This is a genomic window from Stenotrophomonas sp. 2694 (assembly GCF_040548715.1).
Lineage (GTDB): Bacteria > Pseudomonadota > Gammaproteobacteria > Xanthomonadales > Xanthomonadaceae > Stenotrophomonas > Stenotrophomonas indicatrix.
Genome location: NZ_JBEPSG010000042.1, coordinates 1 through 2500 on the forward strand (window position 1 = coordinate 1; position 2500 = coordinate 2500).

The following is a 2500-nucleotide window of genomic DNA, read 5'->3' on the forward strand; positions in this document are numbered from 1 at the left end:
TGCAAAGAGACGCGCCTGAGCGCCTGCCTCTCGTTTGGTCTTGTGACGTAGCGTGCACTTGGATCTATCGACATGTCATGTCGGCCAAGGCAACTTGAGGTTATATGGTCAAGCCTCTCGGATCATTAGTATCAGTTAGCTCAATACATTGCTGTACTTACACACCTGACCTATCAACCACGTAGTCTACATGGTTCCTTCAGGGGGCTTGTGCCCCGGGAGATCTCATCTTGAGGCGCGCTTCCCGCTTAGATGCTTTCAGCGGTTATCGCTTCCGAACATAGCTACCCGGCAATGCCACTGGCGTGACAACCGGAACACCAGAGGTTCGTCCACTCCGGTCCTCTCGTACTAGGAGCAGCCCCTCTCAAATCTCCAACGCCCATGGCAGATAGGGACCGAACTGTCTCACGACGTTCTGAACCCAGCTCGCGTACCACTTTAAATGGCGAACAGCCATACCCTTGGGACCGACTACAGCCCCAGGATGTGATGAGCCGACATCGAGGTGCCAAACACCGCCGTCGATATGAACTCTTGGGCGGTATCAGCCTGTTATCCCCGGAGTACCTTTTATCCGTTGAGCGATGGCCCTTCCATACAGAACCACCGGATCACTAAGTCCTAGTTTCCTACCTGCTTGATCCGTCGATCTTGCAGTCAAGCACGCTTATGCCTTTGCACACAGTGCGCGATGTCCGACCGCGCTGAGCGTACCTTCGAGCTCCTCCGTTACTCTTTAGGAGGAGACCGCCCCAGTCAAACTACCCACCATACACGGTCCCCGATCCAGATAATGGACCCAGGTTAGAACGTCAAGCACGACAGGGTGGTATTTCAAGGATGGCTCCACCACAGCTAGCGCCATGGTTTCATAGCCTCCCACCTATCCTACACAGACGAACTCAACGTTCAGTGTAAAGCTATAGTAAAGGTTCACGGGGTCTTTCCGTCTTGCCACGGGAACGCTGCATCTTCACAGCGATTTCAATTTCACTGAGTCTCGGGTGGAGACAGCGCCGCTGTCGTTACGCCATTCGTGCAGGTCGGAACTTACCCGACAAGGAATTTCGCTACCTTAGGACCGTTATAGTTACGGCCGCCGTTTACTGGGGCTTCGATCAAGAGCTTCGCCTTGCGGCTGACCCCATCAATTAACCTTCCAGCACCGGGCAGGCGTCACACCCTATACGTCCACTTTCGTGTTTGCAGAGTGCTGTGTTTTTGATAAACAGTCGCAGCGGCCTGGTTACTGCGACCCTCTTCAGCTATAGCTCGCATGAGCCACCAAAAAGGGTGCACCTTCTCCCGAAGTTACGGTGCCATGTTGCCTAGTTCCTTCACCCGAGTTCTCTCAAGCGCCTGAGAATTCTCATCCTACCCACCTGTGTCGGTTTACGGTACGGTCTGCGTAAGCTGAAGCTTAGGAGCTTTTCCTGGAAGCGTGGTATCAGCAACTTCGCCATAAAGGCTCGTCTCGGTGCTCGGTCTTGAAGGATCCCGGATTTGCCAAAGATCCAAACCTACCGCCTTTCCCCGGGACAACCAACGCCCGGTATGCCTAACCTTCTCCGTCCCTCCATCGCACTTACGCGAGGTGCAGGAATATTAACCTGCTTCCCATCGACTACGACTTTCGTCCTCGCCTTAGGGGCCGACTCACCCTGCGCCGATTAACGTTGCGCAAGGAAACCTTGGGCTTTCGGCGTGCGGGTTTTTCACCCGCATTATCGTTACTCATGTCAGCATTCGCACTTCCGATACCTCCAGCAGACTTCTCAATCCACCTTCAACGGCTTACGGAACGCTCCTCTACCGCGTACATATAAATATGCACACCCCAAGCTTCGGTTCTGTGCTTAGCCCCGTTAAATCTTCCCCGCAGACCGACTCGACCAGTGAGCTATTACGCTTTCTTTAAAGGGTGGCTGCTTCTAAGCCAACCTCCTGGCTGTCTGTGCCTTTCCACATGGTTTTCCACTTAGCACAAAATTTGGGACCTTAGCTGTGGGTCTGGGTTGTTTCCCTTTTCACGACGGACGTTAGCACCCGCCGTGTGTCTCCCATACAGTCCGTCTCGGTATTCGGAGTTTGCAATGGTTTGGTAAGTCGCGATGACCCCCTAGCCATAACAGTGCTCTACCCCCGAGAGGATACATATGAGGCGCTACCTAAATAGCTTTCGAGGAGAACCAGCTATCTCCGGGTTCGATTAGCTTTTCACTCCTAATCACAGCTCATCCCCGTCTTTTGCAACAGACGTGGGTTCGGGCCTCCAGTACCTGTTACGGCACCTTCACCCTGGCCATGACTAGATCACCCGGTTTCGGGTCTACTGCCCGCGACTATGCGCCCTTATCAGACTCGGTTTCCCTTCGCCTCCCCTATACGGTTAAGCTTGCCACGAACAGTAAGTCGCTGACCCATTATACAAAAGGTACGCAGTCACCCCTTGCGAGGCTCCTACTGCTTGTACGCACACGGTTTCAGGATCTATTTC

The 2500-nt window shown here is 53.6% G+C and carries 1 rRNA gene (cut by a window edge); it reads right to left on the minus strand.

Annotation, left to right across the window (positions count from 1 at the left end):
- Positions 1 to 104: 104 nt before the first annotated feature.
- Positions 105 to 2500, minus strand: a 23S ribosomal RNA gene (locus tag ABIA73_RS21465) (it continues 485 nt past the right edge of the window).